This is a genomic window from Falsiroseomonas sp. (genome assembly GCF_030695085.1).
GTDB lineage: Bacteria > Pseudomonadota > Alphaproteobacteria > Acetobacterales > Acetobacteraceae > Falsiroseomonas.
In genome coordinates this window covers 1-25,515 of sequence record NZ_JAUYTS010000063.1, presented here as the reverse complement: position 1 = coordinate 25,515, position 25,515 = coordinate 1, and the positions used below count along the sequence as shown (strand labels likewise).

Genomic DNA, 25,515 nt, shown 5'->3' with positions numbered 1-25,515 from the left:
GCTCAGACGGTCTCCGCAACGCGAAGCAGCCCAACGGGCGGAAAGATCTGCAGGCGCCGCGCGCTCTCCATGCGGATCAGGAAGGACAGCCGCGTCAGCGTCTCCACCGGAATACTCTCCGGCGCGCGGCCGCCGCGCAGGATCTGCTCCGCCTTGAAGCCGGTGAAGGCGCCGACGGAGTAGTAGCGGCTGACCAGCCCGGCGAGCCCCTCGGCGAATTGCACGAAGCGTTCGCTGGCGGAGAAGCAGGGCAGGCCTTCCTCGAGCGCCGCACGGGTCAGCACGGCGCGGTGGTTGTTGAGGAAGGTGTCGGGCGGAATGTACAGCCACTCCGCCCCCGCGCGCCGGGCCTGCGCCACCACATCCGGAATCGAGTCCGGATCCGGCCGCCGCGCCGAATCCAGCGCCACCGGCAATTCCATCACAGCGTCGCCCAGCAGCGCGCGCATCTGCGCCACCACGGACAGGGAATTACGCTCATTCGGGTTGAAGGTGGTGGCGATTCGGGTGAAGGCGCGGTAGCGCGCCATGGCACGCATCTGCACCTCCACCGGTGCGATGTATTCGGTGCCCGTCACCGCGCGGCCCGGATCGTTGTGCGACCGGATGATGCGATTGCCGACGGGATCGGTGATGATGTTGAACACCACCGGCACGCCGGTGATGTGCTTCGCCGGGTCCACCGCATCCCACGGCCCGAGCGCCGCCATGGCGAGCGAGGTGCCCCAGACATAGACCAGGTCGGGCCGCACCTGCCGCACCTCCGCCACCATATCCGGCACGCGGCGCAGATCCTGGGCGATATCGCGGACGATCAGCTCCACCGGGATGCGGCGCGCGGCGAAATGGTCGCGGAAGCCGTCGCAGGCTTCCTCCCAGCCGCGGAACAGCAGCATCATGATGCGGAAAGGCCGTGATTGCGCCCTGGCGGGGCGCGTCGACAGCAGCGCGGGCGCCGCCAGAAGATGTCGCCGTTGCAGCATCACGCTGGCTCCTTCTGCCGGGATCGTTGGAAGGCCAGCGACAGCGCGTAGCCGATGGCGGTGGCCAGCGAGAGCACGCCGAGGGCCAGCATCGTCTCCTGCCCCGTGCCGAGCGCCAGCAGCGCCGCCGCCGCCGGCGGGCCGATGACGCTGCCGAAACGCTCACCGAGGCGCAGGAAGCTGAGCATGGCGGCGGAGCTTGGCGCACCGCGCATCAGGCTCAGCCCCGGGATGATCGCCAGCATCGGCGCGGCGGCCAGCCCCTGCGCCAGGCCGGTTCCGATGATTGCCAGCGGCAGCGCCACCTCCCGCTCCAGCCACAGGGGCAGCAGCAGCGCCACGCCGTTGACCACGCCGGCCACGGCAATCACCAGGCCGCCGCGCCCGGTGCGATCGGTCAGCCAGGCACCAACCAGGATGGCGGGCAGCATGCACAGCCCATACAGCATCACGTTGCGGCCGATCGCGGCCTGGCTCAGCCCCAATTCACGAAGCTCAAGCGGCGCCAGGAAGAAGATGAACCCGCCGAGCAGAACCTTGGCCGGGATCGCCGCGAACAGCACCAGCAGGGCGAAGCGCGGCTCAGCGAAGGCGGCGCGCGCGCTGCGCCACACGCCAACCGGCTTTTGTTCGCTCGCGCCGCCGGCGGCGAAGGCGCGCCAGACCAGCAGCGCGGTGCCGGCAACCAACAGCATGGAGAACACCAGCGTCACGCGGAAACCGACCCGGTCCGCCAGAACCGCGCCGATGGCCGTGCCGCAGACCGCGCCCGTCATCACTGCCGCCGTGAAACCACCCAGGCTGCGCGCCACGCGGCCCTGCGGCGCTTCCTGCGCCAGATGCACCTGGCAGGCGATGGTGACGATGGAGTAGCCCGCGCCGCAGACGGCGCGCGCAATGGCGAAGGTGGTGAGGTCGGTTGCCAGCGCCGCGCCGACATGGCCGATTGCGGCCGGCAGCAGCCCGATCAGCAATGCGTCGCGCGGTCCATGCCGCGCCACCACGCCGCCACCAAATGGCGTGAACAGCGCCACCGCCGCGACGAAGGCAACGATCGGCAGCGCCGCCCCCATGATGCCACCCTGCCCGCCCGCCAGCTCCAGCGCGAAGATCGGGTTGAAGGAAGTGGAGAGCTGCTCGGCGAAGACGAACAGGAACAGCGGCAGCCGGGCGGAGGCCGCGCCCGCGCCCAGCCCTTCCTGCACCGAAGCCACGCCGAAGCGCAGGCGGTCGCGCACGCCATCCAGCACCGCACCGGCCCGCGCAGCGGCGCCCGATTGCGCCGCCATCCAGCACAGCCGGTCCCAGCGGTCATTCATCCGGCGCACCAGCACATTCAGGTGCCGCGCCACGCGGCCGGCCTCCGCACCGATGTCGCCTGGCGCGCGCAGCGTCCAGTCGCCGCCGGCCAGCCGCGATTGCAGGCGCAGCACCATGCCGATCGGCGCGGCCACGGTACGGGACAGCACGAAGCGCAGGAATTCCGTGGTCGCCAGCAGCACCACCAGCAGCACGATCAGCACGTCCCAGCGCATGTCATCCAGCGCCGTATCCAGCCGCGCGCGGGCGATGCCCACATGCAGCCAGCCCGCCACGCGCCCATCCTCCAGCACCGGCAGCGCGGCATCGTAGCTGCCGCCGAGCAGCCGCATCAGCGCGCCCCGCTCCGGCGCCGCGGTGCCCGCCTGAAGCCCGGCGAAGTCCGCCGAAGCCTCCCCGGCGCCGGCGATGCGCTGCCCCGCCGCATCGGTCAGCAGCACATAGGCGAGGCCCTGCCGCGCGGCGAGCAGGCTGGTGAGATACTCCTCCAGCCCCGACAGCCCGGCAAAGGGCACGCCGAGATCCAGCGCGCGTTGCAGCGTGCCGGCGCCGATGCTGCCGACGATGGTGGCCTCGCGCTCCAGCTCCGGCCGCAGCTCCGCCTCGAAGCTCCGCAACGCGGTGTGGGAGACGAAGCCGACGGCCATGGTCAGCAGCAGCACGGCCACCGCGACGACGCGGCCAACCAGGCGACGATCCGGCGTCATGGCGCGGCGGTCTCCATCTGCTGCGGCAGGGATTCGGGCAGTTGCGCCGCGATCTGTTCCAGCTTCGCCTCCGCCCCGCTCAGCACCGCATCGGTTTCGGCGATGGCCACCTGCAGGCCCGCGGCGAGCGCGGCGGGCGGTGCGCCGGGCTGCATCGCCTCCTGCATCGCGGCGAACCAGCGGCGCGTCTGCCGCGTCACCAGGTGCAGGCCGAGCGCGCCGAGGGGAATGGCAATGGCCAGCGCCAGCAGCGTGGCCTGCATCATCGCCAGCAGCGCGGCCGCCAGCCGTTCATCCACGGCCGTGCGTTCATAGCGCAGCAGGATGGCGCCTTCGGGCTGGCCGAAGCCGTTGATAATCGGGGCGCCGATGCCGTAGCGCGGGCCGTCGCGGAAGCGCCAGGATGTCGCCGGTCCCGTCGCCGCCAGTTGCTCCCGCGGCAGCGTGCTGCCCATGTTCTGCCGGTCCGTGTCGAACAGCACGACATGATCCGCATCGGCGATGGTCAGGCCCGCGATCAGTGGCTCCGCCGCGCGCGATCTCTCCAGCAGCGCCTGTGCGCCCGGCACGCCGGCCAGCCGCACGCCGAGCGCCAGGCTGTTCTCCACCGTGCTGCCCAGTTCGCCGGCCAGGATCTCCAGCACGCGCGCCTGTTGTTCCATCAGCATGCGTTCGAATTTCAGGTAGTTCAGCCCCGCCGCCAGGCCGCAGCCCAGCAGCAGCATGGTCGCCAGTACGCCCGTCAGGCGCGTGGCGAAGGAAAGCTCGCCCCTCACGCCGCCTGCCTCCGCGGCGTCACGCAGTCATCAGGCACCGGCGCGAAGGCATCCCCCAGCACCTGCGCGTAATCGCGTGCGCTGACGATAGGCACCGGCAGGGCCGCGAAATCGGCCGCGGCGGGAAAGCGGAAATAGGCGCCGCCCGCCGGCTGCGGCACACCAGCCGGCTGCCCGCCGCGCGCCAGCGTATTGGCGGCCGTGGCGGCGATGGCGACACCACCGCGATACAGCCCTGCCGTGTGCCACATCAGCGACCGCGTGGCGTCGAAGGGCAGCCGCGCCACGCCGAGGATCGGCCCGGTATCGATGCCGCGATCCACCATATGCACGGTGCAGCCCAGCTCACGCTCGCCTCGCAGCACCTGCCAGAAGGGCGCGAACAGGCCGCGGTAGCCGGGCAGCGCGCCCGGATGGACATTGATGATCCCGCGCGGCACCGCATCGAGCACGCGCTGCGGGAAGATCAGGCTGAAACGCGCGGAGATGACGATGTCGGGCCGGAAATCCAGCAGCCGCGCGGCGCCACCATCGGCGCGCATGTCGTGCAGTTCGACCCATTCATCCGGCGGTGGCAGGCCGGGGGTCGGTGGCTCCATCATCGCCAGCGTGTCGATGGCGACATCGCGCTCCAGCAGCTTCATCAGCCGCAGCGCCGGAACGTCAGCCTCCGCCTGCCGTGTCTTGACGCTGCAAAAAAAGCGAAGCTTCGCGAAGCCAAGCCGGGCCGCGAGGATGCGGGCCGCCAGAAGGCCATGGATGTCCTTCTTGACGCAGATCGCGATCCTCATGCCGTGCCCCCGTGGCTGCGCGGCACGGCGGCCTTGCCGTCGCCCCGCGATGCGTGTCAGGGCCTTCTGCCCGCCGGGACAGGAGCCTACCGACCACAGGTTGAGGCATGGCTAACGGCGCAAGCGCTGCGCTCAGCCCGGGCGGTGCAGTTCCGCCGGCTGGCGCGTCACGGTGCGGCGGCCTCTCTTGAAGGCGGCCAGCACGGGTGCGATGCCGCGCAGCGCCGCCACCTCATCCGGCGCATCCACCACCACGAGGTCGGCCGGCGCACCGACCGCGATGCCGTAATCCTGCTGCCGCAGGATGCGCGCCGAGGCGTCCGTGATCATGCTCCACATCGCCCGCACATCGGCATCGTTGCCGCGCTGGATGACGGTGCCGTAGAGATTCGCCTGGCGGATCAACTGTCCATCGCCGAACGGCGTGAACGGATTCTGGATGTTGTTCGAGGATAGCGAACACACCACGCCGGCCGCCACCAGCCGGTTCGCATCCACCACGCTGCGCGGCACATCGGCATCCTTGTGCCGGCCGCCGAGATACAGATCCGTCGCCGGCAGCACCGTCAGCGCCACGCCGGCATCGGCCATGCGCTTCGCCACCGCATCCACCTCCGCCGGCTTCATGGTGGACAGCTTGGTGACATGGCCGATGGCCACCCGGCCGCCCCAGCCATATTGCTCCGTCAGGTCACACACCAGGCGCGTGTCCAGATCCGCCCCGCTGGTGCCGCTGTCCAGATGCATGTCGATGTCGACATCGAATTCGCGCGCCATCTCGAACACCCGGCGGATCTGCGCGGCGCGATCGCTGTCGTAGTTCGGCGCGGCGCCGACCACCCTGGCACCGTTGCGCAGCGCGGCCACCATCAGCTCATCCGTGCCGGGATTATTCGTCATGCCTTCCTGCGGCATCACGCAGATCTCGACATCGATGGCCCAGGCGTAACTGTCGATCGGCGCCTTCACGCCCTCGAAGAATCGCAGGCCGATGCGCGGGTCCACTTCCACATGCGTGCGCATCCGGGTGCAGCCGTGCAGCACGCACATCTCCAGCGTGCGGCTGGCGCGCTGCGTCACATCCTCCACCGTGATGTCCGGCTTGATGGCGGAGACACGCTCCATCGCCAGATGCGGAAAGCGCGTGGTCTCACAATCGCAGCGGTTGAACAGGCAGGATTTGTCGAGGTGGATGTGGGTTTCCACGAAGCCGGCGCAGACCAGCCTGCCCTTGCCCTGCATCTGGTCCCGCGCCTCACCCTGCAGTTGCGGCGCGATGGCGGCGATGCGGCCATCCTGCACGCCGATGTCCATCAACGGGTCAGATGCCGCCGAATGAGGCATGCGCATTCCGCGCAGGATCAGGTCGAAGGCCATGCAATGCTCCTGGATACCAGTGGTGTCGCAGACTCAGCGAAACATGCAGGGTTGGTTTCGTCTACGGCACCGATGTTGCTTTGCCCGGCGCAGACCGGATCACCGGATCCAGGAAAGGGAGTTTCCTATGCCCTACATCGCCAACCCGACCCGCCGCCTGCTGCTCGGCAGTCTTGCCGGGGCACTGGCCGCGCCGGCCGTGGCGCGCGCGCAAGCCGCCTGGCCGGAGCGGCCGATCCGCTGGATCGTGAACTTCCCGCCCGGCGGTGCCGCGGACATCCTCTCCCGCATCCTGGCCGAGTGGTTCGGCGCGAAGCTCGGCCAGCCCATCGTGGTGGAAAACCGGCCCGGAGCGGGGGGCATGGTGGGCAGCGACCTGCTGGCCAAGGCACGCGGCGACCAGCACATGGTGATGATCTCGAACGCCGCCTCGCACGGCATCGGGCCGGTGCTGTATGCCAATGTGCCCTATGACCCGGTGGCGGATTTTACTCATATTCACCTGATCGGCACCTTCCCAAGCGTGCTCGCCGTCGGGCCGGGCGTGACCGCAGCGGACCTTGCTGGCTTCCTGGCCCAGGCGCGCGCCAAGCCGGGCGAGATGAATTACGGCTCCGGCGGCAATGGCACGATGAACCATCTGATCGGCCAGTTGCTGGCCCGCGCGGCGGGGGTCGAACTCACGCATGTGCCCTATCGCGGATCGGCGCCGGCGATGACGGATGTGATGGGCGGGCAGATTCCGGCGCTGATGGAAAGCCTGCCCACCGCCCTGCCCAACCTCCGCGCCGGCCGCATGCGCCCGATCGCGACCAGCGAGGCCGAGCGGTCTCCGGCCCTGCCCGATGTGCCGACCTTCGCCGAGGCCGGCTTCCCCGCCGTCGCCTCGACCAACTGGTTCGGCTTCTCCGCCGCCGCCGGCATCCCCGACGCGGTGAAGGCGCGGTGGGAGGAGGAGATGGCGAAGGCCATGGCCTCCCCCGAGATCGCCGAGCGTTTCGGCCGCATCGGCGTGCGCCCCGGCACGCTGGGTGCGGAGGCCTATACCGCCATGATCCGCAGCGAGCTGGACAAGTGGCGGGAGGTGATCCGCGTCGGCAACATCAAGGTGGATTAGAGCAGGATGACCGACGGTGCGAAGGCACCGAAGGTCTGAATCAGGCGATCACGCCCTACCCGGTCAACGCACCGCTCGCCCGCAGCGCGGCGATCTCCGCCTCGGAGTAACCGAGCTCCGCCGCGATCGCCGCGCCATCCGCCCCCGGCGCGCGCAGGTCGCCGGTTCCGCCGGGCCGCGCGCCATCGATCGAGACCGGCAGCGCCGGCAGGTCGATGGGCTGGCCATCCGGCAGGGTCAGCGGCACCAGGCCGCCGCTGCCCAGCAGATGCGGGTCCTCGAAGAGATCGGCCGGCTTGCCGATCGGGGCGAAGGGCAGGCCCAGCGCCTCGCACTTCGCCATCAGATCGGGCTTGGTATAGGCCAGCAGCGCCTGCGCGATGCGCGGAATGGTGCGGTCGCGGGCATCGGCGCGCTGCTGCTTGTTGCTCAGCGTCGGGTCGCTGGCGAGGTCGTCCAGCCCGAAGGCCGCGCAGAAGGCCGGCCACTGCGTATCCGTCACCACGCCGACGAAGACCTGCCCGCCATCGGACGTCGCAAAAATGTCGTAGACCGGCCAGGCGGGGCGGCGGACGGACATGGGCGGCGGCGCCTGCCCGGTGATCTTCGTCTGCGCCATGTGCTGCGCCATCAGCAGGGCCACCGTCTCGAACAGCCCGGCCTGGATCTCACCGCCCACACCCGTGCGCTGACGCTCGGCCAAGGCGGCCAGGATGCCGATGACGCCGGACATCCCGCCCATGATGTCGATGACGGAGGAACCGGCGCGCAGCGGGCGGCCCTCCAGCCCGGTCATGTAGGCCAGGCCGCCCATCATCTGCACCACCTCGTCCAGCGCCGTGCGATGTTCGTAGGGACCGGGCAGGAAGCCCTTGCAGGAACAATAGACCAGGCCGGGGTTGGTCGCCGAAAGCTGTGCGTAGCCGAGGCCCAGCCTGGCCATCGCGCCGGGCCGAAAATTCTCCACCACCACATCGGCGCGCGCCGCCAGTTTCTGCACCAGCGCCAGCCCCTCCGGCTGCTTCAGATCGACGCACAGGCTGCGGCGGCCGCGGCCGAAGGCGGCGTAGAAGCCGGCGCCGGAACCGCCGAGGCGCCGGGTGCTGTCGCCAGCAGGGGCCGGTTCGACCTTGATGACCTCGGCGCCGAGGTCGGCCAGCGTCATGCCCACGGTCGGGCCCATCACCATATGCGTGAATTCGAGTACGCGGATCCCGGCGAGCGGGGTCGGGCTGGTCATGCAAATGCTCCGGTGCGCGGCATCAAATCGCCGCCGAGTCGTCGTGTCAGATCGGACGCGGCTTCGGCCAGCGCGGCAAGATGGGCCGGCACATGCGCCTGCATCCGCGCCTTCGGGCCGGACAGGCCGATGGCGCCGGCCAGCTTTCCGCCAGGGCCGAACACCGCCGCGGCACAGCCCGCGGCTTCCGGATTGCGCTCGCCGAAGGTCGCGACCACGCCGAGCGCCGCCGGGTCCGCCGCCGTCAGCACCCGCCCCGCGGCGCCGGCGGGCAGCGGGATCAGATCTCCGGCCGAGAGGTCGTCACGGATGCGGTTGGGGCTGCGGACGCGGGCCAGGCACAGGCGCTGGCCCTCATGGCGCACCCAGAAGCTGGCCGTCTCCCCGCTTTGTTCGGCAAGGCCCGCCAGCAGCGCCGGCAGATGCCGCTCGACCGGCTGCGCCCGCGCATACAGCGCGCCCCAATGGAACAGCATCGGCCCCAGCGCCCAGCGCCCATCGGCCAGCCGCGCGGCGCAGCGGTTGCGCTCCAGCGAGGCGAGCAGGCGGAGGATGGTGGATTTGTACAGGCCGGTCCGTGCCGCGAGTTCCGCCAGCGTCAGCGCCGCATCCCCCTCCCGGAACGCGCCCAGGATGGTCAGGGCGCGGTCCACGGCGGCGACGCCGGTTTCAGGCGTGGCACTCACCCGGCGCGGACCCCGGCCTCGCGCAGGATCAGCGCCCATTTCGCCATCTCCGCCGCGACGAAGGCCTGCGCCTCGGCGGGGGTGTTGCCCACCAGGCGCTCGGCGCCGAGCTCGGCCAGGCGGGTCCGGGTGGTGGGCTCGGCCAGCACGGCGGCGATTTCCGCCTGGATGCGGGCAATCAGCGCATCGGGCGTGGTGGCCGGCGCCAGCACCGCCTGCCAGACCATGAAGGTGGCGTCCGGGAAGCCGGCTTCGGCCATGGTCGGCACAGCCGGCATCACCGGGCTGCGGTTGGGGCCGGAGACGGCGAGCGCCCGGGCGCGGCCGCCGCGGGCCAGGCCGAAGCCGGTCAGCCCCGCATCATACAGCATGTCCAGCGTGCCGGAGGCGAGGTCGAGCGCCGCGGGGGCGCCGCCGCGATAGGGGATTTCCGTCACGCGGATGCCGGCGGCGCGCAGGAACAGCAGGCTCACCAGTTGCAGCGCACCGCCGCCGCCGGTGCTGCCATAGCTCAGCTTCTCCGGATTGGCGCGGGCGAAGGCGACGAAATCGGCCAGGGTGCGGTGCGGGGAGTCGGGCGGCACCAGCAGCACCATCGGGCTTTCCGCCACGATGGAGACCGCCTTGAGGTCCGCTTCCGGGTCGTAGTCGAGCTGCGGGTAGATCGCCTTGGTCACGGCGTGGCCGATATTGTGGAACAGCAGCGTGTGGCCATCGCCAGGCGCCTTGGCGACGAAGGAACTGCCGATGGCGCCCCCCGCGCCGGTGCGGTTTTCCATCACGACACGCTGCGGCAGGCGTTGCGACAGGCGATCCGCCACCAGCCGCCCGATCACATCGGTGGCGCCGCCGGCGGCGTAGGGCAGGACCATGCGGATCGGCCGGTTGGGCCAGGTGTCCTGGGCCCGGGCTTCTTGGGTAGCCGCCGGAAGGACCAGAAAGGCGGGGGCGGCGAGCAGGGCGCGGCGGGCGAGGTTCATGGCGTTTCCTTCCTTGCGTTCTGTTAGGCAGAACGTCGTTCTGTTAGCGAGAAGATCATTGCCGCAGCACGGTCGCCGTGGTCAAGCATTACCGCCTATCGCGCCGGCATCATGCCGGTTCGTAGATCAGGTGCAGCGCGTCACCCACCGTCGCACTCTGCCGCAGCACCAGCCGCGTCTCCGGCGTGCCGGGCGGAAACAGCGGTATCCCCGCGCCGAGGATGACCGGCACCACCGCCATCTCCAGCCGGTCCAGCGCGCCGATTCCGAGCAGGCCGCGCAGCAACTGCCCGCCGCCCTCCACCCAGACCAGGCCCAGTCCGCGTTGCCGCAGTTCCGCCACCAGCGCCGGCAGGTCGCCCGGGCGGGTTTCGACACCGGGCGGCGCGTCATCCAGGGGCCGGCTGGTCACCACCAGCGCCGGCTTGCCGGCATAGGGCCAGTCGCCCATGCGCCGCGCCGCCTCATAGGTGCCGCGACCCATCAGAATGAGCGCCACCTGGTCGTAGAAGGCGTCGAAGCCGAAGGCCTCGGGCGGCGGCGCCCCTTCGACCAGCCAGTCCACCCCGCCATCCGGCCGGGCGATCATGCCGTCCAGCGAGGTCGCGATGTGGCAGTGGAACAGCGTCACGGCACGGGGATCTCCGCCGCCAGCAGGCTGCCGGACTGGCTTTCGGTGATCACCAGGGTGCGGCCATCGGGCGCGAAGGCGCAGTTGGTCGGCATGCGGCCGAAGCCGGTGCAATCCACCCGGTGCGTCGCCAGCCCATGCGGATCCACCACCCAGACCTGCCCATGGCCGGGGTTGGCCACGAACAGCCGGTCATGCGCATCCACCGCCAGCCCATCGGGGCCGGAGGTGCCGGCGGGCACACGGAAGAACAGGTTCGCCTTGGCCACCACCGCATCCGGCCGCAGCGCGAAGCGCCAGATTTCGCAGGAACGCGTCATCGCCACCATCAGATGCGTGCCCGCACGGTTCAGCACCAGGCCGTTCGGGCTTGGACCGTTCGAGATCAGCCGGTCCATCCGCCCCTCCGGGTGCAGCCGCCAGACCCGGCCGGTGGGGTCCTGCAGCCCGGTCTGGCCCTGGTCGGTCAGCAGGATCGACCCATCCGGGTGCAGGATCAGGTCGTTGATCCCGCGGAAGCCCTCGCTGTTGATGTTCTCCGCCACCGCGGTCATCGCGCCGCTCCGCGGGTCCAGGCTGAGCACGCCGTGGCGGTAATCGGCCACCAGCAGCTCATCCTCCCGCGCCGCCAGGCCGTTCGGCCAGCCCTCATATTCCGCCACCGCCTCCCACTGGCTGCCGGAGACGCGGAAGACGCGGCCATGCGGGATGTCGGTGCAGAACAGGTTGCCGCCGGCATCGAAGCAGGGGCCTTCGAGGAAACTGTCCACCGGCGCGCCGGCGCGGTTGGCATCCGCCCAGGCGCTGCGGCGCGGCCGGCGCAGGGCATCCGGCAGGCGGGAGAGCAGGGTGGGGGTGATGAGGGCGGGGGGCGTGTTCCACATGGCTTGAACCTGCCCGGGTCTTGCCTGGCCGCCAAGCCGGCGCCAGTGTCAGGGCATGGGCCAGACATCTTCTCAAAAGACGCTATTTCAAAAAATCTGGGACGCGCATGTGGTGCAGGCCCGCGATGACGGGCTGGCGCTGCTGTATGTGGACCGCCACTATTTCCATGAGGGCAGTTTTCACGCCTTCAACATGCTGAAGGCGCGCGGCCTGGCCGTGCGCCGCCCCGATCTCAGCTTCGGCTTCGGCGACCACTACGCCCCCACGGTGAGCCGCCGGACGGACCAGGTGGCGGACCCCGAGATCCGCGGCATCATCGAGACATTCGAGGAAAACGCCCGCGCCAACCGGATCCGCGCCTTCGAACTGGCGGACCCCGACCAGGGCATCGTCCATGTCGCCGGGCCGGAGCAGGGGCTGACCCTGCCGGGCATGACGGTGGTCTGCGGCGACAGCCACACCTCCACCCATGGCGCGCTCGGCGCGCTGGCCTTCGGCATCGGCGCCAGCGAGGTCGCGCATGTGCTGGCGACGCAGACCATATGGCAGTCCCCGCCGAAGCAGATCCGCTGCGCCTTCGAGGGCGCCCTGCCCGCAGGCAGCACGGCGAAGGACATGGCGCTGGCGCTGATCGCGCAGATCGGCACCGGCGGCGGCTTGGGCGGTGCCATCGAATTCGCCGGTTCCGCGGTGCGCGCGCTATCCGTGGAAGCCCGCCTGACACTGTGCAACATGGCGATCGAAGCCGGCGCGCGGACCGGCATGGTGGCGCCCGATCGCGTGACGCGCGCCTGGCTCGCCGGCCGCCCCTACGCGCCCGCCGAGGCGGACCCGGCCTGGGACCGCCTGTTCAGCGACCCCGATGCAAGCTTCGACTCCGAGGTGACGATCGACGCCACGGCGATCCGCCCGATGGCCACCTGGGGCACCAGCCCGGAGGAAGCGGTGCCACTATCCGGCCGCGTCCCCCGCGCCGAGGAGGCACCGGATGAGGCCCGCCAAAAGGCCTGGGCGCGCAGCCTGGACTACATGGGGCTGAAGGGCGGGGAGGCGATGGCGGATGTGGCGCTGGACCGCGTCTTCCTCGGCTCCTGCACCAATGCGCGGATCGAGGATCTGCGGGACGCCGCAGCCGTGCTGCGCGGCCGCCGCATCGCCGTGCCGATGCTGGTCTCCCCCGGTTCCTCCCGCGTCAAGCGGGCGGCGGAGGCGGAGGGGCTGGACCGGATCTTCAAGGAGGCGGGCGCGCGGTGGGAGGAAAGCTCCTGCGCGCTGTGTGTCTCCATGCATGGCGAGACGGTGGGCGAGGGCGAACGCTGCGCCTCCACCTCCAACCGCAATTTTGCCGGCAGGCAGGGGCGCGGCGCACGGACGCATCTGGTCTCCCCGGCCTCCGCGGCCGCTTCCGCGGTGGCGGGCCGGCTGGTGAGTGCCTCCTGATGGAACCCTTCACCCGCTACACCGCCATCGCCGCGCCGCTTGATCTCGCGAATGTCGATACCGACCAGATCATGCCGGCCCGCTTCATGCGGCGCCCGCGTGACGAACGCTATGCGACCTATGGCTTCCACGACCAGCGCTTCACGCCAGACGGCGCGAAGCGGCCCGATTTCATCCTGAACCAGCCGCCCTTCGATGCAGCCGGCATCCTGGTGGCGGGGCGGAATTTCGGCGTGGGGTCGTCGCGGGAAGCGGCGGTCTATGCGCTGGCGGCGATGGGCTTCCGCTGCGTGGTCGCCTCCTCCTTCGGCGATATCTTCTTCTCCAACGCGCTGAAAAACGGCCTGCTGCCGGTGAAGCTGCCCGAGTCGGCCGTCAGCGCGCTGCGCCAGGCGATTTCAGCCAGCCCGGGCGTGACAATCTCGGTCGATCTGCAGACTCAGATCCTGACGGCGCCGGATGGTTCAACGCATGAATTCTTCGTCCCCGGCTTCGCCCGGGATTGTCTGCTGCGTGGCCTCGATGAAATCGGACTGACCCTGACACTGGAGCCGGAAATCACGGCCTTCGAGGCCCGCCGCAACGGGGGGTAGTAACGATCAGGAAACTTGACGCGGCTGGTTGTGATCGGTTTGGCTGCCTTCCAAATCTTGGATCGCTTCCATGCTGACGCAGTTCCCGGCCGCGCCTCGTGCGGCCCTTTTCGGTTTGGCCGCCCTGCTGGGCCTGCTCGCCGCCCCCGCCCAGGCGCAATTCGGCCCGCAAGGCCCGCCCGCGGTCGGCGTGCTGGCGGTGGAACGCCGCCCGGTCACGGAAAGCACCGAATTCGTCGGGCGGGTTGAAGCGCAGGACCGCGTCGATCTGCGCGCGCGGATCACCGGCTTCCTCCAGGAACGCCCCTTCCGGGAGGGCCAGGAAGTCACGGAGGGCCAGGTGCTGTTCCGCCTGGAGCGCCCGCCCTTCGAGGCCGAGGTGGCGCGCGCCCGCGCCGCCGTCGCCTCCGCCGAGGCCGAATTGCAGAACGCCAACAGCGCGCTCGCCCGTGCCCGGGACCTGGTGCGCAGCGCCGCCGGCACCCAGGTGAATGTGGAGAATGCCACCGCCGCCCAGCGCACCGCCCAGGCCAATGTGCTGGCGGCCCAGGCGCAGCTGCGGGTGGCGGAGATCAACCTGGGCTACACCGAGATCGCCGCACCCTTCGCCGGCAAGGTCGGTCGCTCCACCTTCTCGGTGGGCGCCGTGGTCGGGCCGACGAGCGAGAAGCTGGCCACCGTGGTCAGCCAGGACCCGATGCGCGTCTCCTTCCCCGTCAACCTCCGCACCGGGACCGAGCTGCGCGACCGCTATGCCGGGCGCGGCGGGGCCGGCGCCACGCGCGTGCGGATCAGGCTGGTGACCGGCGAGACCTACAACCAGGTCGGCCGGATCGACTTCATCGACCCGCAGGTGGACCGCAACACGGATACTGTGCTGGTCCGCGCGCTGATCCCGAACCCGCCACGCGGCCCGGCGCAGGACGGGGAGGCCGATCGCACGCTGATCGATGGCATGTTCGTCAACGTCTTCGTCGAGGGGGCGGAGCCGGTGCAGGCCGTGGTGATTCCGCGCAGCGCCGTGCTGCAGGACCAGGGCGGCAATTACGTCTGGGTGCTGGATGCCGAGAACCGCCCGGCGCGGCGCCCCCTCACGCTCGGCCGGTCCATCGCCGACCAGGTGGTGGTGGAATCCGGGCTGGAAACCGGGGAACGTGTGGTGGTCGAAGGCGTGCAGCGCGTCCGCCCCGGCCAGCCGGTGCAACCCGGCCCGGCCTCGGCCCCCATCCGCACCCCTGGCGCCGCCCCTGGTGCAGCCCCTGGTGCAGCCCCCGCTGGCCGGCAGGGCTGACCCGCCATGATCTCCGCCGTCTTCGTCGATCGCCCGCGGCTGGCGATCGTGCTGTCCATCCTGCTGACCTTGGCGGGCGCGCTGGCCATGCTGCGCATCCCCGTGGCGCAGTTCCCGGACATCGTGCCGCCGCAGGTCTCCGTCACCACCAATTACGGCGGAGCCTCCGCCGCCGTGGTGGAAGCGACCGTGGGCCAGGTGATCGAAAGCGCGGTGAACGGGGTGGAAGGCATGATCTACATGTCCTCCAACAGCGCCAATGACGGCAGCTACACGCTGTCCGTCTCCTTCGCGCTGGGCACCGACCCGGACATCGCCACCGTCAACGTCAACAACCGCGTGCAATCGGCGCTCGCCCGGCTACCGGCGGAGGTGCAGCGCGCCGGCGTGACGGTGCGCAAGCAATCCTCCGCCGTGCTGCAGTTCATCACCGTCACCTCGGACAACCCCGAGCATGATGCGCTGTTCCTGTCGAACTACGTCACCATCAACATGCTGGACCGGCTGGCGCGCACGCCCGGCATCGGCTCGGCGCAGATTTTCGGCGCGCTCGATTATTCCATGCGGATCTGGTTCGAGCTGGACCGGCTGATCAGCCTGAACCTGACGCCGGCGGATGTGATCGCGGCGATCCAGGCGCAGAACGTGCAGGCCGCGGTGGGCCGCATCGGCGCGCAGCCGATCTCGGATGACCAGCAGTACCAGATCAACCTGCAGACCCAGGGCCGCCTGACCACGCCGGAGGAATTCGGCGCCATCGTCATCCGCGCCAATGCCGAAGGGTCGCTGCTGCGGCTGCGCGACGTGGCGCGGGTGGAGCTTGGCGCGGCGCGGATCGACACCGAAAGCCGCCTGAACGGCCGCCCGGCCATCACGCTGGCAACCTATCTCTCGCCCGGCGCCAATGCGGTGACGGCGGCCGCCAGCCTGAGCGCGGTGCTGGAGGAGATGTCCCGCCGCTTCCCGGAAGGGATGCAGACCGCGGTGTTCTACGACACCTCCACCTTCGTCGTGGACACGATCTACGAGGTCATCAAGACGCTGCTCGAGGCCTTCGTGCTGGTGGTGCTGGTGGTGCTGCTGTTCCTCGGCAGTTTCCGCGCCACCGTCATCCCCACCATCGCCGTGCCGGTCAGCCTGATCGGCACCTTCGCGGTGCTGCTGCTGCTGGGGTATTCGGCCAATACCGTGTCCCTGCTCGCGATGGTGCTGGCCATCGGCATCGTCGTCGATGACGCCATCGTGGTGGTGGAGAATGTCGAGCGGGTGATGTCGGAAAACCCCGACATGTCGCCGGCGGATGCCACCAAGCAGGCGATGCGGGAAATCACCGCGCCGATCATCGCCATCACCCTGGTGCTGCTGTCGGTCTTCGTGCCGGTGGGCTTCATCCCCGGCCTGTCCGGCGTGCTGTTCAGCCAGTTCGCCATCACCGTCTCTGCCGCCATGGTGATCTCGGCCATCAATGCGCTGACCCTGTCACCGGCCCTGTGCGCGCTGTTCCTGCGGCCGCATCCGCCGGGGCATGGGCCACGCCGTGGCTTCCTGGCGGCGGTGATGCGCGGCATCGACTGGGTGCGGGACAAATACGGCAATATTGTCGCGCGGCTGGTGCGGTTTTCCATCCTGTCGCTGGTGCTGGTCGCGGTTTCGGGGGCTGGCATCCTGTTCCTCGGCAGCCGCACGCCGCAGGGCTTCCTGCCGGAGGAAGACCAGGGCGCCTTCTTCGTGCAGATGCAGTTGCCCGCCGGTGCCAGCCTGTCGCGCACCCGCGCGGCGGTGGAACAGGTGGAGGCGATCATCGCCCCGGTGCCGGGGGTGGACCGCGTGCTGTCCATCGTCGGCTTCAGCCTGATCGATGGCGGCGCACAATCCAACGCCGCCTTCATCGTGGTGCGGATGAAGCCCTTCGAGGATCGCGCCGGGGCGCAGGAAAGCGTCTTCGCCGCGATCCGCACGGTGTTCGGCGCGACGCAGCAGGTGCGCGCCGCCAACACCTTCGCCTTCAACATCCCGCCCATCATCGGCCTCGGCACCGGCGGCGGCTTCGAATACCAGATGCAGAATCTGGAGGGCCGCCCGCCGGAGGAGATGTTCGCCGCCATGCAGGGCCTGGCGGCCGCCGCCAACCAGGACCCGCGGCTGACCGCCGTATTCTCCACCTTCTCCGCCGACACACCCTCCCTTTTCCTGGATGTGGACCGGGACAAGGCGCAGGCGCTGGGCATCCGCATCAGCGATATCTTCAACGCCCTGCAGACCACGCTGGGCGGCTTCTACGTGAACGATTTCAACATCTATGGCCGGTCCTGGCAGGTGAACATCCAGGCCGAGGCGACGGATCGGGACGACATCCCCGACCTCTGGCGCATCCATGTACGCAATGCGGCGGGCGAGATGGTGCCGCTGCGATCCTTCGCCGATGTCCGCATCGTGCTGGGGCCGCAGACCATCAACCGCTACAACAATGTCCGCTCCGTCCGCATCGGCGGATCGCCACGGCCGGGCATTTCCTCCGGCGATGCGCTGGCGGCGATGGAGGCGCTTTCGGACACCGCGCTGCCGGCCGGCTATGGCTTCGAATGGACCGGCACCGCCTTCCAGGAAAAGCAGGCCAGCGGCCAGACCGTCGTGATCATGGCGCTGGCCCTGCTGTTCGCCTACCTGTTCCTGGTCGCGCTGTATGAAAGCTGGGTGATCCCGATCCCGGTGCTGCTGTCGATCTCGGTCGGCGCGCTGGGGTCCTTCGGTGCCATCATGCTGGCGGGCCTGTCGCTCGATGTTTACGCCCAGGTCGGGCTGGTGGTGCTGATCGCGCTCGCCGCCAAGAACGGCATCCTGATCGTCGAATTCGCCAAGGAACGGCGGGAGGCGGGGATGCCGATCCGGGAGGCGGCGGTGATGGGCGCGCGGCTGCGCTTCCGCGCCGTCATCATGACCTCCGTCGCCTTCATCCTGGGCCTGGTGCCGCTGGTATTCGCCTCCGGTGCCGCGAGTGCCTCCCGCCGCGCGGTTGGCACTCCGGTGTTCGGCGGGATGATCGTGGCGGCGCTGATCGGCATCTTCATCATCCCGATGCTCTATGTCGTGTTCCAGACGATGCGGGAGGGGGTGAAGCGGCGCTTCGGCGCCAGGGTCACCAAGCCGGCACCGGCCGAATAGGGCGCACGTAATAGCGAGGGCGGGGGGTCTTCACGGACGCCCCCGGGACAGCAGATACTCAGCGGAACCAAGCGGGGACGTGACGCCATGGCAAAGTTCGGATTGAGCCAATCGGTACGCCGGGTCGAGGATCCGCGGCTGCTGACCGGCCGAGGCGCCTATACGGATGACCTGGCCATGCCAGGCCAGGCGCATGGCATCGTGCTGCGTAGCCCGCAGGCGCATGCCACCATCACGCGCATCGACACCGCCGCCGCGCTCGCCTTGCCCGGCGTGCTGGCGGTGCTGACCGCCGCCGATTTGAAGGCGGAAGGCATCGGCGAATTGCCCTGCCTGATCCCGATGAAGAACCGGGACGGCACCCCCCGTGGCAATACGCCGCGCCCGGCGCTGGCGGATGGCGTGGTGCGCCATGTCGGCGATCCGGTCGCCTTCATCGTCGCCGAGACCGCCCAGGCCGCCCGCGACGGAGCCGAGGCGGTGGAGGTGGAGTACGACCAGCTTCCGGCCATCACCGACCTTGCCGTGGCCTTCCAGCCGGGCCAGCCGGCTGTCTGGCCGGATATCGCCAACAACGTGGTGTTCGACTGGGAAGCCGGCGACAAGGCCAAGGCGGATGCCGCCTTCGCCCGCGCCGCCCATGTCACCCGCCTGACCGTGGTGAACAACCGCGTCGTCGTCGCCAGCATGGAAGCCCGCGCCGCGGTCGCCGCCTGGGAAGGCGACAAGCTGACCCTGCACACCAACACCCAGGGCTCCTGGCTGCTGAAGAACATCCTGTCCGGCAACATCTTCAACATCCCGGCGGATGATGTCCGCGTGGTGACGCCGGATGTGGGCGGCGGCTTCGGCATGAAGCTGTTCCTGTACCCCGAGCATGTGCTGGTCGCCGCCGCCGCCCGCAAGGTCGGCCGCCCGGTGCGCTGGGCCAGCGATCGCAGCGAGGCCTTCCTGTCGGACACGCATGGCCGGGACAACATCACCCTCGGCGAGCTGGCCACCGACAATGAAGGAAAATTCCTGGCGCTGCGGACCCGCAATTATGCCGGCATGGGCGCCTATCTCTCCACCTTCGCCCCCTTCATCCCGACCGGCGCCGGCACGAAGGTGCTGGCCAGCGTCTATGGGTTCGAGGCGATCCACGCCCATGTCATCGGCGTGCTGACCAACACCGTGCCGGTGGATGCCTATCGCGGCGCCGGCCGGCCCGAGAGCAATTACCTGGTGGAACGGCTGATCGACGCGACGGCGCGCGAGATCGGCATCGACCGGATCGAGCTGCGCCGCCGCAACATGGTGAAGCAGAGCGCGATGCCCTGGGTCTCCGCCATGGGCCAGCGCTATGACAGCGGCGATTTCGGGCAGCTCATGGATGCGGCGCTGGCGAAGATCGACTGGGACGGCTTCCCGGCGCGGCGCGCGGAAGCGGCAAGGCGCGGCAAGCAGCGCGGCATCGGCCTCGCCTACTACCTCGAGGCGACCGGTGGCGCGGCGACGGAGAATGCCAAGGTCGTCTTCGCCGATGACGGTTTCGTTGACCTCTATGTCGGCACGCAATCCACCGGCCAGGGGCATGAGACCGCCTATGCGATGATGACCAGCCACGAGCTGGGCATCCCGATCGACAAGATCCGCGTGCGGCAGGGGGACAGTGAAAGCCTGCCCTCCGGCGGCGGCACCGGCGGCGCGCGCAGCCTGTATTCGGAAGGCCAGGCGATCCTGGTGACCACCGCCAGCGTGGTGGAAAAGGGCAAGCAGGCCGCCGCCGAGCAGCTCGAGACCTCGGTCGTCGACATCGAATTCACCGGTGGCCGCTTCGCCGTGGCGGGCACCGACCGGGGCGTCGACATCCTCGATCTGGCGGCGGTGCAGCGCAAGCGCGTGGCGGCGGGCGAAAGCGCCATCCTGCTGGATGCGATGGAGACCGCGAATATCGACACCCACACCTTCCCCAATGGCTGCCATGTGGCGGAGGTGGAGGTGGACCCCGAAACCGGTATCGTCACCGTGCCGCGCTATATCGTGGTGGATGATGTGGGCCATGCGCTGAACCCGCTGATCGTGCGCGGCCAGGTGCATGGCGGCGTGGCGCAGGGCATCGGCCAGGCGCTGCATGAGCGCACCAGCTACGACAACGGCTCCGGCCAGCTGCTGTCCGCCTCCTTCATGGACTACGCCCTGCCGCGGGCGGAGGATCTGCCGGATATCGATGTCGACCTCATCGAGGTGACCTGCGAGACCAACCCGATGGGCGTGAAGGGTGCCGGCGAGGCCGGCGCCGTGGGCTCGCCCCCCGCCGCGATCAACGCGCTGGTGGATGCGCTGTCGGGCGCCGGGGTGAAGCATATCGACATGCCGGCGACGCCGGAGACGGTGTGGAAGGCGCTGGAGGCGGCCAAGGCCGCCTGACGGGCCAAAAAGGGGGGGGCGCCGCGCGCCCCCCTCAATCGATCAGAAGCTGCTGCGCCCAGGCCTGGCGGCGGGCCAACGGGTTTTCTTCCGGCACCGCCAGGAAATCCCACAGCCCCGGCGTGCGATCCGCCTCCAGGAACAATTCCCGGCTCGGCAGTGGCGTGCCGATGATGTCGAACAGCATGTAGCGGCGGGTGGCGAACCAGTCGAAGACCTCGGCCGGCTTCACGCCATAGGCGCCGTAGGACCGCACGCCGAATTCGAAGCTGATCGACGGGCGCAGCCGTTCCACCAGCCCGGCGCCGCCACGCAGCGCATCGAATTCACCGCCCTCGATATCGATCTTGATGAAGGCCAGCGCCGGCAGGTGGCCCAGCAGCGTGTCCAGCTTCACGGTGCGGACGGTGATGCGCTCCGTCCGCATGTCGGGCTGGTCGTATTCGCGCTGCTGCAGGCCGCTATAGCCGGGGCTGTCGACCGCGACGACATAGGTCGCCTCCCCATCCGCCAGGCCGACGGCGCATTCATGCAGCGTCACATGTTCCCGCCCCGGCCGGGCCAGCACCGGGCGCAGCGCGGCGGCCATGGCGGGATTCGCCTCGAAGGCATGCAGCGCGGCGCCGGGGCCGCGAATGGCGTCGGCCATCGGCACGGCGTGGGTGGCCTTGAAGCAGCCGATATCCAGCGCGATGTCGCCCGGCTTCAGCAGGCCGCCGTAGAATTTCCGCAGCAGCGCCTCGAAATCCACCGGCTTGCCGGCCTTCCGCCCCTCGCGCAGCCTTGCGTAGGTCTCGGCGATCGTCGGCATGCGGCAACATCCTGCAGTTGTGGCCGCGAATGGCCTACTACCGGAAGATCAGGTTCACCAGCCCACAAGTGTCGATCCGCCGCCGTTCCTCGGGACGGCCATCCATCCAGACGATCCGCACATCGTTCACACAGTCGCCGGAGGGCAGCCGCACCGCGAGGTGGCGGCCCGGCGGCAGCACCTGCTGGCCGAGCCGGTCCTCGCCCCAGTTATCAACCTGGACGGAGGTGACGTAGACCTCCCGGATCGACGCGCCGCCATGGTTGACCAGGTTGAAGGACGGGTTGGCACTGGCCTGGGCGCCGGGCCGGGGCCGCCCGCCCGGCGCAGCACCAGGTCCTGCCCCCGATGCGGCTCCGGCGCCGAACACCATCTGCACGATCCGGCAGGTATCCTGCCGCCGCCGCTCCTCCGGCCGGCCATCGATATAGACCACCCGCACATCCTGCAGGCAGCCGGCCGAGGGGGCGATCCGCAGCGGGAAGCTGGCGCCATCCGGCAGCAGGTCTGCCTCCAGCAGATCATGCCCCCAGTAGCGATCCTCGCTGGGGGAGACATAGATCTCCCGGATCGGCTGGCCGCTGCGATTGACCAGGTTGAAGGACGGGTCGCGCTGCGCCTGCGCCGGCGAGGCCAGGGCGGCACAACACAGCAGCAACAGGCCGCCCAGCAGATGGGCAAGGCGTGTGGCCAGAAAATGGGGGGCCAGAAAATGGGGGGCCAGAAGGCGCGGCGGGTGAAGGCGCATCGGCGTCGGGTCCGTTCCGGGTCTGGCCGAAAGCTACAGCCTCGACCGGTTCCGTCCAAGCCGAGCGGGCCTTCAGCCCGCCCTGGTCTGCGGCGCCAATGTGGTGCCGGCCGGGCTGTGGTTGGCCCAACCGGCCAGATCCTCCAGCGCGTGCCGGTTCAGAATCTCCAGCCGGCCCTTGGCCAGCGTGGCGATGCCGTCCTTGCGGAGTGCGGCCAGCGCCCGGTTGGCGTGTTCCACGGACAGCCCCAGCGTATCCGCCAGATGCGCCTGTTTCAGCGGCACCGCGGCCCCGCGCGCATCCCCGCCGCCGCGGCGCAGCAGCCTGCCATGCAATTCCAGCAACAGATGCGCCACCCGCCCCGCGGCATCGCGGCGGCCGAGGCTGGTCAGCCTTTCGCGCATCCGCGCGCGGTCCCGCGTCAGCCCCTCCACATAGGACAGCGCCAGGCCGGGATCGTTGCCCATGAAGGCGCAGAGCCGTTCCTTGGACAGGATGCAGAAGGAGGCATCGGTCAGCGCCTCGACCTCTGCCGCATCCTCGGTGCGCTCCACCAGGTCGCCGGGCAGGTGGAAATCCAGGATCTGGCGGCGGCCGTCATTGGTCGCGGTCCAGGTGAAGGCCCAGCCGGCATACATGGTGAAGACGCCATCCATGATGGCATCGCCGGCCCGCACCAGCCGCACGCCGGACCGGAGGCGCGCAATCTCCCCCACCCGGGCCTGCGGAATGACGCGGAACAGGGCAAAGGGGCGCACCGTGCAGGCGGCACAGCTACCGGGCAAGGGGGTCAGGTTGGCGTTGCGGCTCATCGGGATTGGTTCCTGGCAGTGCGCGACTGCCGTCCTAGTATTGCAACCTACAATGACACGTCTGCGATGTGAACATACAATGCAGGCAGGTCTGGGATGCCTGCCCGCCCACCGCGCATACCCCTTGCCGCTGCGGCCCCTGCCGGTGGAACCTGCGCGCAAGACAGGGGAGCCAACGCAGATGTCCGGATTCGCCTCCGCCCATGACCTGGCCGAGAAGGCCATCTCCTTCGACGAACTCGGCCCCGGCCTCTACGCCTATACGGCGGAGGGAGACCCCAATTCCGGCGTCATCATCGGCCCGGATGGCGTGGTGGTGGTGGATGCCCAGGCAACCCCCGCCATGGCGCAGGACGTCATGGCCCGCATCGCCACCGTCACCCCGCGCCATGTCGGCCAGGTGGTGCTGACCCACTACCACGCGGTGCGGGTACTGGGCGCCAGCGGCTACGGCAACCCGGTCATTCTGGCCAGCGAGGCGACACGCGACCTGATCGTGGAACGCGGCCGCCAGGACATGGACAGCGAGATCGGCCGCTTCCCCCGCCTGTTCCGCGGCAAGGAGAGCATTCCGGGCCTCACCTGGCCGACCCATACCTTCCATAAGCGCATGACGCTGTGGCTCGGGGAGCGGGAAGCGCAGGTGATCCATGTCGGCCGTAGCCATACGGCCGGCGATACGGTGGTGTGGCTGCCGAAGGAGCGCGTGCTGTTCGCCGGCGACACGGTGGAATTCGGCGCCACCCCCTATTGCGGCGACGCGCATTTCGCCGACTGGTCCGCCACGCTGGATGCCGTGGCGGCGCTCGGCGCCGAAAAGCTGGTGCCCGGGCGCGGGCGGGCGCTGCTCACCAGGGCCGATTGCGCCGAGGCGATCGAGGGCACCCGGTCCTTCACCACCGACCTGTTCGGCCGGGTGCAGGCCGGCGTGGCGAAGGGCTGGGACCTGAAGGCGGTGTATGACGACACCATGGGCTTCATGCGCCCGAAATACGGGTCCTGGGTGATCTTCGAACACTGCATGCCCTTCAACGTCACCCGCGCCTTCGACGAGGCGCAGGGCCTCGCCCATCCGCGCATCTGGACGGCGGAGCGGGACGTGGCGATGTGGCAGGCGCTGGAACACGGCACGGCCATGAAGCCCGCCGAGGCCTGACCCTGTGCCGCACACCAACCCGCGCTACGCCGCCACGCCACCCCCCGCATCCGGCCAGGACCATCGCCGCGTGGTGGTGGTGGGCGGCGGACTGGTCGGGCTGACGCTGGCGCTGGACCTCGCGCGGCACGGCGTGGCGGTGACGCTGCTGGATGAGGAGGACAGCGTCGCCACCGGATCGCGCGCCATCTGCTTCGCCAAGCGCACGCTGGAAATCTACGGCAGGCTCGGGCTGGGCGACCGCCTGCTGGCCAAGGGCGTCACCTGGAAGACCGGCCGCGTCTTCCACCAGGACCGGCAGGCCTACGCCTTCGACCTGCTGCCGGAGGAAGGCCACCGCTACCCCGCCTTCATCAACATCCAGCAATACCATGTCGAGGCCTGGCTGGTGGAAGCCTGCGCCGAGGCGGGGGTCGATCTGCGCTGGCGCCACGCCGTCACCGGCCTCGCCAGCGACGCGGCGGGCGCGACGCTAACGGTCGCCACCCCCGGCGGCGACTACACGCTGCGCGCCGAGTGGCTGCTGGCCTGCGACGGCGCGCGCAGTCTCGTTCGTCGCAGCCTGGGCCTTCCCTTCCAGGGGCAGGTCTTCCAGGACCGCTTCCTGATCGCCGATGTGGTGATCCGCGATGCCGTCGCCTTCCCCGCCGAGCGCTGGTTCTGGTTCGACCCGCCCTTCCACCCCGGCCAATCCGTGCTGCTGCACAAGCAGCCCGACGACCTTTGGCGCATCGACTTCCAACTCGGCGCGCAAGCCGAACCGGAGGCGGAATTGCAGCCCGACCGGGTGCGCGCCCGCGTCGCCGCGATGCTGGGGCCGGCGGTGCCCTTCGATCTGGAATGGGTCAGCCTGTACACCTTCCGCTGCCGGCGGCTGGATCGCTTCGTGCAGGACCGCGTGATCTTCTCCGGCGATGCGGCGCACCAGGTCAGCCCCTTCGGCGCGCGTGGCGGCAATGGCGGCGTGCAGGATGCGGACAACCTCGCCTGGAAACTGGCCGCCATCCTGCGTGGCGAGGCCGGGCCGGCGCTGCTCGACAGTTATGAGGCGGAGCGGATCGCGGCGGCGGAGGAGAATATCCTGCACTCGACGCGGGCGACCGACTTCATCTCACCGAAATCGGATGCGGCGCGGGCCTACCGGGATGCGGTGCTGGAATTGGCGGAGGGCCACGCCTTCGCCCGTGCCCTGGTCAATTCCGGCCGCCTGTCCCGCCCGGCGCTGCTGGCCGCCAGCCCGCTGAACGCGCCCGATGACGGGCATTGGCCAGGCGGTGCCGCGCCGGGCAGCCCGGCGCCGGATGCGCCGGTGCTGCGCGATGGCACGCCGGACTGGCTGCTGCGCCATCTGGGTGGCGACTTCGCCCTGCTGGTCTTCGACGCGGTCTGGACGCCGGTCCCCGGGCTGCGCGCCATCTTCGTCACGGCGGAGGAAAGCCCCGGCGCGCTGTGGGACCATGCCGGGCTGGCCGCCGCCCGCTTCGGTGCGCCGCCGGGCGGGGCGGTGCTGATCCGCCCGGACCAGCACATCGCCGCCCGCTTCGCCGCACCACGCCCCGGCGCGGTGCTGGCGGCACTGGCCCGCGCCCTCGGCCAGGT

The 25,515-nt window shown here is 69.9% G+C and carries 21 protein-coding genes; 8 read left to right on the top strand and 13 right to left on the bottom strand.

Going from position 1 to position 25,515, the window contains the following annotated elements:
- Positions 1-2: 2 nt before the first annotated feature.
- From Q8S40_RS07730 to Q8S40_RS07710, 5 genes are all read right to left on the bottom strand, one after another.
- Positions 3-983 (bottom strand): ABC transporter substrate-binding protein, encoded by a 981-nt coding sequence (locus Q8S40_RS07730; RefSeq protein WP_305669921.1) that lies wholly within the window; start codon positions 981-983, stop codon positions 3-5.
- Positions 983-3,010, bottom strand: coding sequence for an MFS transporter (locus tag Q8S40_RS07725; protein ID WP_305669920.1), 2,028 nt, complete (start codon positions 3,008-3,010; stop codon positions 983-985). The genes Q8S40_RS07730 and Q8S40_RS07725 overlap by 1 nt, the downstream gene beginning before the upstream one ends.
- The gene (locus Q8S40_RS07720) at positions 3,007-3,786 is read right to left on the bottom strand and encodes a hypothetical protein (protein WP_305669919.1); all 780 of its coding nucleotides are present in this window, start codon (positions 3,784-3,786) and stop codon (positions 3,007-3,009) included. Before Q8S40_RS07720 ends, Q8S40_RS07725 begins: the two co-directional genes overlap by 4 nt.
- The gene (locus Q8S40_RS07715) at positions 3,783-4,577 is read right to left on the bottom strand and encodes a formyltransferase family protein (protein ID WP_305669918.1); all 795 of its coding nucleotides are present in this window, start codon (positions 4,575-4,577) and stop codon (positions 3,783-3,785) included. Before Q8S40_RS07715 ends, Q8S40_RS07720 begins: the two co-directional genes overlap by 4 nt.
- 132 nt (positions 4,578-4,709) lie before the next feature.
- A complete protein-coding gene (locus Q8S40_RS07710) occupies positions 4,710-5,954 on the bottom strand; it encodes an amidohydrolase family protein (RefSeq protein WP_305669917.1) in 1,245 nt (414 codons plus the stop codon).
- A 127-nt stretch (positions 5,955-6,081) separates the two neighbouring features.
- Between Q8S40_RS07710 and Q8S40_RS07705 the strand changes: the two genes are divergently transcribed.
- Complete coding sequence (locus Q8S40_RS07705) at positions 6,082-7,071, top strand: tripartite tricarboxylate transporter substrate binding protein (protein ID WP_304814449.1); 990 nt, start codon at positions 6,082-6,084, stop codon at positions 7,069-7,071.
- Between the two features lie 55 nt (positions 7,072-7,126).
- On the opposite strand, the gene Q8S40_RS07700 is transcribed toward Q8S40_RS07705, so the two are convergent.
- The 5 genes from Q8S40_RS07700 to Q8S40_RS07680 form a co-directional block, all read right to left on the bottom strand.
- Positions 7,127-8,311 carry a CaiB/BaiF CoA-transferase family protein gene (locus tag Q8S40_RS07700; protein WP_305669916.1) on the bottom strand — a complete coding sequence of 395 codons (1,185 nt, stop codon included), beginning with the start codon at positions 8,309-8,311 and terminating at the stop codon, positions 7,127-7,129.
- Positions 8,308-8,997: an IclR family transcriptional regulator gene (locus Q8S40_RS07695; RefSeq protein ID WP_304814446.1), complete on the bottom strand. Its 690-nt coding sequence runs from the start codon at positions 8,995-8,997 to the stop codon at positions 8,308-8,310. Before Q8S40_RS07695 ends, Q8S40_RS07700 begins: the two co-directional genes overlap by 4 nt.
- Positions 8,994-9,977, bottom strand: coding sequence for a tripartite tricarboxylate transporter substrate binding protein (locus Q8S40_RS07690; RefSeq protein WP_305669915.1), 984 nt, complete (start codon positions 9,975-9,977; stop codon positions 8,994-8,996). The genes Q8S40_RS07695 and Q8S40_RS07690 overlap by 4 nt, the downstream gene beginning before the upstream one ends.
- A 109-nt stretch (positions 9,978-10,086) precedes the next feature.
- The gene (locus Q8S40_RS07685) at positions 10,087-10,608 is read right to left on the bottom strand and encodes a dihydrofolate reductase family protein (RefSeq protein ID WP_305669914.1); all 522 of its coding nucleotides are present in this window, start codon (positions 10,606-10,608) and stop codon (positions 10,087-10,089) included.
- A complete protein-coding gene (locus Q8S40_RS07680) occupies positions 10,605-11,492 on the bottom strand; it encodes an SMP-30/gluconolactonase/LRE family protein (RefSeq protein ID WP_305669913.1) in 888 nt (295 codons plus the stop codon). Before Q8S40_RS07680 ends, Q8S40_RS07685 begins: the two co-directional genes overlap by 4 nt.
- 55 nt (positions 11,493-11,547) lie before the next feature.
- Between Q8S40_RS07680 and leuC the strand changes: the two genes are divergently transcribed.
- The 5 genes from leuC (at position 11,548) to Q8S40_RS07655 (ending at position 20,388) form a co-directional block, all read left to right on the top strand.
- On the top strand, positions 11,548-12,933 hold the full coding sequence (leuC, locus tag Q8S40_RS07675; RefSeq protein ID WP_305669912.1) for a 3-isopropylmalate dehydratase large subunit: 1,386 nt from the start codon (positions 11,548-11,550) through the stop codon (positions 12,931-12,933).
- The gene (leuD, locus tag Q8S40_RS07670) at positions 12,933-13,526 is read left to right on the top strand and encodes a 3-isopropylmalate dehydratase small subunit (RefSeq protein WP_305669911.1); all 594 of its coding nucleotides are present in this window, start codon (positions 12,933-12,935) and stop codon (positions 13,524-13,526) included. The genes leuC and leuD overlap by 1 nt, the downstream gene beginning before the upstream one ends.
- A 70-nt stretch (positions 13,527-13,596) precedes the next feature.
- Positions 13,597-14,817 (top strand): efflux RND transporter periplasmic adaptor subunit, encoded by a 1,221-nt coding sequence (locus tag Q8S40_RS07665; RefSeq protein ID WP_305669910.1) that lies wholly within the window; start codon positions 13,597-13,599, stop codon positions 14,815-14,817.
- Positions 14,818-14,823: 6 nt separating this feature from the next.
- Positions 14,824-17,979 carry an efflux RND transporter permease subunit gene (locus Q8S40_RS07660; protein ID WP_305669909.1) on the top strand — a complete coding sequence of 1,052 codons (3,156 nt, stop codon included), beginning with the start codon at positions 14,824-14,826 and terminating at the stop codon, positions 17,977-17,979.
- 87 nt (positions 17,980-18,066) lie between these two features.
- On the top strand, positions 18,067-20,388 hold the full coding sequence (locus Q8S40_RS07655) for a xanthine dehydrogenase family protein molybdopterin-binding subunit (protein WP_305669908.1): 2,322 nt from the start codon (positions 18,067-18,069) through the stop codon (positions 20,386-20,388).
- A gap of 34 nt (positions 20,389-20,422) precedes the next feature.
- On the opposite strand, the gene Q8S40_RS07650 is transcribed toward Q8S40_RS07655, so the two are convergent.
- From Q8S40_RS07650 to Q8S40_RS07640, 3 genes are all read right to left on the bottom strand, one after another.
- Positions 20,423-21,199 (bottom strand): FkbM family methyltransferase, encoded by a 777-nt coding sequence (locus tag Q8S40_RS07650; RefSeq protein WP_305669907.1) that lies wholly within the window; start codon positions 21,197-21,199, stop codon positions 20,423-20,425.
- 37 nt (positions 21,200-21,236) lie between these two features.
- Positions 21,237-21,947: a hypothetical protein gene (locus tag Q8S40_RS07645; RefSeq protein WP_305669906.1), complete on the bottom strand. Its 711-nt coding sequence runs from the start codon at positions 21,945-21,947 to the stop codon at positions 21,237-21,239.
- A gap of 72 nt (positions 21,948-22,019) precedes the next feature.
- Positions 22,020-22,760: a Crp/Fnr family transcriptional regulator gene (locus Q8S40_RS07640; protein ID WP_304814428.1), complete on the bottom strand. Its 741-nt coding sequence runs from the start codon at positions 22,758-22,760 to the stop codon at positions 22,020-22,022.
- 181 nt (positions 22,761-22,941) lie between these two features.
- On the opposite strand from Q8S40_RS07640, the gene Q8S40_RS07635 reads away from it, so the two are divergent.
- Together Q8S40_RS07635 and Q8S40_RS07630 are read left to right on the top strand one after the other, a co-directional pair.
- Entirely contained in the window at positions 22,942-23,916 is a 975-nt protein-coding gene (locus tag Q8S40_RS07635; RefSeq protein ID WP_305669905.1) for an MBL fold metallo-hydrolase, read from the top strand.
- 4 nt (positions 23,917-23,920) lie between these two features.
- The coding region (locus Q8S40_RS07630) for an FAD-dependent oxidoreductase (RefSeq protein WP_305669904.1) at positions 23,921-25,515 on the top strand (1,595 nt) is incomplete at its 3' end.